At 66.1% G+C, this 6,420-nt stretch carries 2 protein-coding genes and 1 tRNA gene; 1 reads left to right on the top strand and 2 read right to left on the bottom strand.

Annotated features, from left to right (window positions below; translation table 11 throughout):
- Positions 1-68: 68 nt before the first annotated feature.
- Positions 69-4,769, bottom strand: coding sequence for an NAD-glutamate dehydrogenase (locus ABWP09_RS04145; protein ID WP_353203898.1), 4,701 nt, complete (start codon positions 4,767-4,769; stop codon positions 69-71).
- Between the two features lie 71 nt (positions 4,770-4,840).
- Positions 4,841-6,139 (bottom strand): PAS domain-containing protein, encoded by a 1,299-nt coding sequence (locus ABWP09_RS04140; protein ID WP_353203897.1) that lies wholly within the window; start codon positions 6,137-6,139, stop codon positions 4,841-4,843.
- 205 nt (positions 6,140-6,344) lie between these two features.
- Between ABWP09_RS04140 and ABWP09_RS04135 the strand changes: the two genes are divergently transcribed.
- A tRNA-Thr gene (locus ABWP09_RS04135) sits at positions 6,345-6,420 on the top strand.

Below are 6,420 nucleotides of genomic sequence, written 5' to 3'. Positions count from 1 at the left end.
GCGTCCTCCGCGTCCTCCGCGTCCTCTGCGCCTCTGCGCGAACCCGCTTTTCTGCTCCGCGCAGACCCCTACCGCCCCAAGACCACCCGTGCCTGCCCCGCAATCTGCGCCAGCATCGCCGCATTCGGCGCAGGCGCCAGCCGCGCACGGTCGACCACGGCCTTGAATTGCGCCACGCGGCCGGCGTTTTCGGTAAGCCACCCCTCGACCAACGCCTGCGGATCGCTTCCGGCACCCCGCCCGAGAAACTCGAGCCGCAATTGCTGGAAATCGCGCGCCAGACCCGCGATCAGCAACCGCTCCCACGGGTCGCTCGACGAAATGCGCGCGGCATTGGCTTGCGCCCAATCGAGCCCGAGCGCTTGCCCCAATCGCGTGAAGGCGCGCGTCAGTACGGTTTCGTCCAAGCCAAGCCGCTCGCCGAGATCGGCCAGGCCAACCGCGCCGTCGAGTTCGAACAGCCGCACAACCTTCTGCACCAATTTCTTCGGTGCCCCCGCTGTCTCCAGCGTCTCGGCGATGCGCGCGCTCTGCGCACTCGCCTCGGCCAGCAACAGCGCCTTGGTCTGACGGTCGAGCTGCACGATACCCTTCGACAGCCGCGCGAACACCGCACCCGGCCCGGTGCCGCTGCGCGTGACGCGCAACAGATCGGCGATTTGCGCGCGCGTCGCGACGGCCACTTCGTCGAACAAGGCGATCCGCGCCGCCTCGGGCATCGCCGCGGTCTCGATCTCGTGCCACAGCACCGGCAAGTCGAACAACCGCTCCACCACGACGAACATGCCGGCGATGTCGCTCATCGCCGCGCCTTCTTCCTCGGCGAGTTCGAACGGGTAGAGCACACCCATGCGGTTGACGATGCGGTTGGCCAGCTTGGTCGCGACGATTTCGCCGCGCAGCCGGTGCTGGTCGATCGCGCTCCCGAACTTCTTCTGCATCGCACGCGGGAAGGCGGCGTGCAGATCGGGCGCGAGATCGGGGTCGAGTCCGAGCGGCGAGTGTTCGATCGCCGCTTGCAGCGCGAGCTTGGCCGTCGCCAGCAACACCGCCAGTTCGGGGCGCGTGAGGCCCCGCCCCTCGGCGGCGCGGCGCAGCAGATCGTCATTCCCGGCGAGCCCCTCGACCTTGCGGTCGAGCGAACCGCTCGCCTCGAAAATCTCGATCAGCCGGACATAGCTCGGCACCGCTTGCGCGCCATCGGCTTCGGCGATCGACAAAGCGAGCGTTTGCAGCCGGTTATCCTCAAGCACGAGATGCGCGACATCGTCGGTCATCCCGGCGAGGAAGGTGTTGCGCTTTTCGTAACCCAAGCGCCCTTCGATCATCTCGCGGTTAAGCGCGATCTTGATGTTGACCTCATTGTCCGAACAATCGACGCCCGCCGAATTGTCGATGAAGTCGGTGTTGATCCGCCCGCCATAGGCCGAAAACGCAATGCGCGCGGCTTGCGTGACGCCCAGATTCGCGCCCTCGCCGATCGCGGTCACGCGCAGATCCTCGGCATCGACGCGGAGGCGATCGTTCGCCGGATCGCCGACCTGGATATTGTTCTCGGCGCGCGCCTTCACATAGGTGCCGATCCCGCCGAACCACAGCAAATCGACCGGGGCCTTGAGGATCGCCGAGATCAGCGCACCGGGATCGAGCTCGCTCTCCTCCACGCCCAGCACGGCGCGGATTTGCTTCGACAGCTTGATCACCTTGTCGGTGCGCGGGAACACGCCGCCGCCCTTGGAAATCAGCGCCGCGTCATAATCCGCCCAGCTCGAACGCGGCAGCGCAAACATGCGGTTGCGCTCTTCCCAGCTTGCAGCCGGATCGGGATCGGGATCGAGGAAGATGTGGCGATGGTCGAACGCCGCGACGATCTTCAACGTCTTGGACAAGAGCATCCCGTTGCCGAACACATCGCCCGACATGTCGCCGCATCCAACAACGCGGATCGGCTGCGTCTGCACATCGACGCCGCGTTCGGCAAAGTGGCGCTGGACGCTGAGCCATGCGCCCTTGGCGGTGATGCCCATCGCCTTGTGATCATAGCCGACCGATCCGCCGCTGGCGAAGGCGTCGCCCAGCCAGAACCCGTGTTCGAGCGCGATCGCATTGGCGACATCCGAGAAGGTCGCGGTGCCCTTGTCGGCGGCGACGACGAAATAGGGATCCTCGCCGTCATGGATCACGATATGCTCGGGATGCACCACCGCGCCCTCGACGATATTGTCGGTAATCGACAGCAAAGCGCGGATGAACACGCGGTAGCTTTCGGTCCCCTCGGCCAGCCACGCGTCGCGATTGGCGGGGGCGGGGAGCTGCTTGGGATAGAAGCCGCCCTTGGCGCCGGTCGGCACGATCACCGCATTCTTGACGCGCTGTGCTTTCATCAGGCCGAGAATTTCGGTGCGGAAATCGTCGCGCCGGTCGGACCAGCGCAAGCCCCCACGTGCGACTGGCCCCGCGCGCAAATGAATGCCCTCTACGCGTGGCGAATAGACCCAGATTTCGCGCCACGGCACGGGCGCGGGGAGGCCGGGGACAAGGTGACTGTCGAGCTTGAACGCCAGCGCCGCCTGCCCTGCGGGGGCAAAGGCATTGGTGCGCAGCGTCGCGGCGATCACGCTGCGCAGCGAACGCAGAATCCGGTCATCGTCGATCGCCGAAACCGCATCGAGGCCCGCGTCGATCGCGGCATCGGCAGCGGTGACGCCGTTCAGCTTTTGCGGGGTGCCACCTTCCACCCGTTCGCCCTGAGCCTGTCGAAGGGCCTTGCCGCGCGCAGGTGCTTCGACAACCCCGGATCCAGTTCGGGGACGAACGGGAACGGGTTTGCGCGCCGGATCATGCGCCGCGGTAAAGCGATCGATCAGCGCGGCGGCAACCTTCGGTGCACGGCGAAGCGCATCGACCACGGTGGCGAGGCTGTAGGTCGATCCGGCTTGCCGCAAATAGCGGAACCACGCGCGGAACAGCAGCACCGACGCCGGGGCCAGCGCGGCATCGACGATCAGCCGGTTGAACGCGTCATTCTCGGCCTTGCCCTCCAGCACCGCTTGCACCGCGTCTTCCAGCACGGTCGGATCAGTTGGCAAAGTACCGATCTCGACCAGGAAATCATGAACGAAGCCATGCTGGTCGTCGGTCAGCGCGGTCGGCACTTCCTCGATGACGCGGAAGCCGAAATTTTCGAGCACCGGAACCGCATCCGACAAGGGCAAGGCCCCGCCGAGCCGGTAGACCTTCAGCCGCGCCGCGCCCGCCTCGTCGCGGTACAGTCGGACCGAGCGATCCTCGGGGGTTTCCAGCCGCGCCAGCCGGTCGATATCGCGCGCCGCTTCCTCGGCGGTGTTGGCGGCGCGATAACCTGGCGGGAAGCTCGCCGCGTGTTTGAGCGCGAGCCGCGTCGCGCGCGCCGGATCGAGCAAATCGCCCAATGCCGCCTCGACCGCAGGCACCCAGCCGCGCACCATCCGCGCGATGCTCGCATCGAGCACGGCGGTATCGGGCATCGTCCCCTCACCGCGAATGTCGAGCGTGAAGCGGATCAGCGCGGTGACATCGTCCATCGCCACGGCCCAGTTGAGCAGATGCGCCTTGGCCGCTTCGGTCAGCATTTCGCCGATCGCGATCCGCCGCGCGGTGGTGAGATCGTCGCGCGGCAACCACACAAAGGCGAACAGATGCCGCCCGAGCACGCTGCGCACGAGCACCAGTTTCGGACGCGGCCGATCCGCCAGCGACATTGCAGTCAGCGCGACCTCTTCCAGCGCCTCGGGCGTGAAAGCCGTGATCAGATCGTGCGGCAACCCGGTCAGCGCATGCGTCAGTGCCTTGCCGGTATGGCTTTTGGGGTTGAACCCGAATTTCGCTTCGAGCGCCGCGAGATGTGTGCGCAACACGGGCACTTGCTGCGGTGCCGCGTTGAGCGCGGCACTGGTCCATAGCCCGGCATGGATCGACAGGCCGCTCACCTTGCCCTTGTCGCGCACGGGTACCACCGCGAGATCGAGCGGCACGTGACGATGGACGCCCGAGATCAGGTTCGATTTGAGCAACAGCGGGGCAACGCCCCCGTCGGTGAACCAGCGCATCGCCAGCGCGCGCGACGCTTCCGCCAGCAACGGCACGGGGTGCGGGTTGCGCGCGATGCCGAGCGTCGTCGCGGCGCCGCCGTGCCACGCCTCATGCCCGAGCAAGGTGAAATTGCGGTCGAGCAACCATGTCAGCAACGCTGCACCCTCGCCGGGCGGGAGGGTCGTGATATCCGCTGTCATCGCATCCTGCAAAGCGCGCCAATCCTGCACCGCCATTCGAACATCGGCGAGGTTATGCTCCAATGCCGCAACCAGATCGCGCCGCTCGCGCGCATCGGCACGCTCCAACTCAAGATAGATCATCGATTCGGGCGCGCCGTCATCGCCAACGCTGGTCAGCGCGCCATCCGCATCGCGCGTGACGCACAGCACGGGATGGATGATTCGGTCGATCGCGATGTCGAAGCTGCCGATCGTCGCGGCGATCGAATCGACGAGGAACGGCATGTCATCATTGACGATGGCGAGCCGCATCCGGCGCCGCAGGTCGGCCCCTGACAAGGCCTCCAGCGCGATCGTCGCGGTCGCGGTGGGGCGATGCTCGGCGGTGGCAGCGACAAAGGCCGCGGCCTCCGCCCGCTCGGCCTTGCCGAATCCCTGCAATTCGCCCGGAAGCGCACCTTTAGTCAGCCGGACGGCAAGCGCATCCGACAGTGATTTCAGCGTAGTTTTGGCCATGCGCAACCCTATGCGCCGGACGCTTCACGACCTCAAGACTTGTGGCGCTGCAACATGCGCCGCGAGACCGATCAGGTCGTGGCGCACCGCATTGCGCGCTCGGTCAGCGCGCTATCGTCGGTCATCGTCGCGACGATATCGAGCATCTCGCCATCGCGCACACGGGCGAGCAGAACGACATAGTGCCCGCTCGATGATGCCGTTTCGATCGCGACGCTGGCCAGCGTCGGCCGCTCGGCGAGCAGTGCGATCGGATCGGGCCTGACCTTGGCGAGCGGGGCACGCGCCAGCCGCTCGGCCTTGACCACGCCCTTGATCCCACCCTCGAACGCGTCGAGAAAATCGCGCAAAGCGCCCGCTGCCAGGCCGAGGCGACGGGCATAAGCGAGCACGGCGGCGTATTCGGTCAGCCGCGTCTTGTCATGCTCCACGCCGAAGACGAGCTTGACGATCGGCGTCATCGGCGCGCGCAATTGCACCGCGATCCCGGCCATATCGAGCAAGGTTTCATACGCTTCGGGATCCGCATCGGCGGCGGCGGCAAAGGTGTGGGCGCGGCTCAGCGCGCGGTACAGCGTCGATCGGCTGCGCGTATCGGCGGCGCGAACGGCGCTGGCGGAGTGTTGCGCAAGCGCGAGCTGTTCGCGCAGGCTCGCCCCGGCTGGCGCGGTACCATCGTCTTCAAGCGCGGTGTCGTCGGCCTCGTCGCGGCGTTCGACATCGCGGCCAGCGCTCGGTCCGTCGGCCCAGACCGGCGCGGTGGCGATCGCGGACGGTGCGGTGCGCACCGCGGCGGCGATTTCGGCGTCGAGCTTGGCTTGCGCTTCCGCATCGACCAACTCTTTCCAGTTGATCACGCCGTAAATGAAATCGATCGAATCCTCGTCGGACGAAAACGGCATCAAAATGCCGCGGTACAGGGTGTTGAACCCGCGTGTGCTGACGAATTCGGCCTCGAAGCCGATCGGCGCGCGGTTTGCGATGATTTGCAGATAATGGTCGGTCAAACGCGATAGCAACGAGCGGCTCGGCACTTGCGCAATGTGCGTCGTCGACGAATCGAGGCTGCATTCCGCCCGCAACGCCGTGCCGAGATAGGCGATTGCCGGATTTTCGATCCCGGCGGAAAAGTCGAGCAGGACGCTGTGCGGGCCGAAATCGGCGATATTGGCGGGATCGAGATCGGCGATCGAGGGATAGGGTCGCCCGCCGAGCAGCGAGACCCAGTGGTTATAGGCGCGCACGTGCATGCGGCGTTCGTCGGTGCCGACCTCGATTTGCGTGTCCGCGACCCCGCCATCCTCATCGGGCGCGGACACGCTCTCGTCCAGATCGATCCGATCGCTCCCGAATCCGCTAACACTGTCCATGCGCAAACGCCCTACTTCGCTCGGCCAAACCCAATACGGGCCGCCGTCACCGCTCACGTTGTGCACGCGCCATGGTAAACACGGGGTAAACCGGCGAGCGTTTCGCGACGATGTCCGCGCGTCGCGCGTCGGTCCGTGCTTGTCAGCCCCGACATGACCTGATAAGCGCCCGCCCTCGCCATAGTCCACCACGGACTTGGGCAACGCCGCTTTAGCTCAGTTGGTAGAGCATCGCATTCGTAATGCGGGGGTCACAGGTTCGAGTCCTGTAAGCGGCACCA

The sequence above is a fragment of the Sphingomonas sp. genome, assembly GCF_040398505.1.
Taxonomy (GTDB): Bacteria; Pseudomonadota; Alphaproteobacteria; order Sphingomonadales; family Sphingomonadaceae; genus Sphingomonas.
This window is presented reverse-complemented; position numbering and strand designations above follow the sequence as displayed.

Excerpts from the sequence above, each read along its gene's own strand:
- ABWP09_RS04145 (WP_353203898.1), bottom strand. The coding sequence starts at position 4,769 with ATGGCCAAAACTACGCTGAAATCACTGTCGGATGCGCTTGCCGTCCGG.
- ABWP09_RS04140 (WP_353203897.1), bottom strand. The coding sequence starts at position 6,139 with ATGGACAGTGTTAGCGGATTCGGGAGCGATCGGATCGATCTGGACGAG.